General features: G+C 72.7%; 1 protein-coding gene. It reads left to right on the forward strand.

What is annotated here, in order from left to right; translation table 11 throughout:
• Positions 1-183: 183 nt before the first annotated feature.
• The gene (locus ACFXPK_RS32870) at positions 184-1,590 is read left to right on the forward strand and encodes an amino acid permease (RefSeq protein ID WP_385080820.1); all 1,407 of its coding nucleotides are present in this window, start codon (positions 184-186) and stop codon (positions 1,588-1,590) included.
• Positions 1,591-1,642 lie beyond the last annotated feature (52 nt).

Consider the following 1,642-nt stretch of genomic DNA (forward strand, 5'->3'; position numbering starts at 1 on the left):
CGCCGCCGGGGCCGCGCCCCCTGCCGGCGCCCCCCCCCCGGGCCGCCGCGGTATCGGGGGGGGGCGGGGGCGGGGCCTCGCATCCGGAGGAAACGTTTTGCCTGGACCGGGGCCGTCCGGGGAGACTGCCAGGGCCGCATCCCCCCGTCCCCACCAGCCCCGAAAGCAGTCTGAACCCACCCCATGCACGACCACACCCCCCACCGCCCCGCCCCCGCCGCCACGCAGGCCGCGGACTCCGGCGAACCCCTGTCCGGCGGGCTCAAGCAGCGCCACCTCACCATGCTCGGGCTCGGCGGTGTCATCGGCGCCGGGCTCTTCGTCGGCTCCGGCGCCGGTATCGCGCTGGCCGGACCCGGCATCGTCGTCTCGTACCTGATCGCGGGCGCGCTCGCGATGTGCGTGATGCGGATGCTGGGCGAGATGTCGACGGCGATGCCCGCGTCCGGCTCGTTCTCCGTGCACGCCGAGCGCGCGCTCGGCCGGTGGGCGGGGTTCAGCGTCGGCTGGCTCTACTGGTTCCTGCTGGTCGTCGTCCTCGCCGTGGAGGCGACGGGCGCGGCGCAGATCGCCAACGGCTGGCTGCCCTCCGTACCGCAGTGGGCCTGGGTGCTGGTCTTCATGGTCGTCTTCACGGGTGCGAACCTCGCCGCCGTGAAGAACTTCGGCGAGTTCGAGTTCTACTTCGCCGCCCTGAAGGTCTTCGCGATCGTCGCGTTCCTGGTGCTGGGGCTGCTCGCGGTCTTCGGCGTGCTGCCCGACACCCACTCGGTCGGTCTCGGCAACCTGACCGGGGAGGGCGGCTTCCTCCCGAACGGCTGGCAGGGCGTCACGTCCGGGGTGCTCGCCGTGATCTTCGCCTTCGGCGGTCTGGAGGTCGTCACGATCGCGGCGGCCGAGTCCGACGACCCGGTGCGCTCGGTGGCCCGCGCGGTGCGCAGCGCGGTCGTCCGGATCCTGTTCTTCTACGTCGGTTCGATGGCGGTCATCGTGACCGTGCTGCCCTGGACCGCGCAGAAGGCGGGGCTCAGCCCGTACGTCACCGTCCTCGACGCGATCGGCATCCCGTCGGCCGGGCAGATCATGAACATCGTGGTGTTCGTGGCGCTGCTCTCGGCGCTCAACGCCAACCTCTACGGATCGTCCCGGATGGTCTTCTCGCTGGCCGAACGGGGCGAGGCGCCGAAGGCCCTGCTGAAGGTGGGCGGCGCGGGGGTGCCCCGGCGGGCGGTGCTGGCGTCGGTGGCGTTCGGGTTCGTCTCGGTCCTGCTCAATCTGAAGTGGCCCGACTCGGTCTTCCTGTACATGCTCAACGCGGTCGGCGCGGTGCTGCTCTTCGTCTGGGCGATGATCGCCGTGGCGCAGCTCCGGCTGCGTCCGCGCATCGAGCGGGAGACGCCGGAGCGGCTGGTGCTGCGGATGTGGCTCTTCCCAGGACTGACCTGGGTGACGCTCGCCGCCATGGGGACGGTGTTCGTCCTGATGCTCGCCGACGACACGGCCCGTCCGCAGCTCCTGTGGTCCCTGGGCGCCACGGCGCTGGTACTGGCGGTGGCGGGGGTACGGGAGCTGCGCGCGCGGCGAGGGTGACGCGCGGGGCAGCGGAACGGGCCCCGGCCCCGCCGTCGCGGGACGGCGGGGC

The organism is Streptomyces sp. NPDC059142 (assembly GCF_042755665.1).
Lineage (GTDB): Bacteria > Actinomycetota > Actinomycetes > Streptomycetales > Streptomycetaceae > Streptomyces.

Excerpts from the sequence above, each read along its gene's own strand:
- ACFXPK_RS32870 (WP_385080820.1), top strand. The coding sequence starts at position 184 with ATGCACGACCACACCCCCCACCGCCCCGCCCCCGCCGCCACGCAGGCC.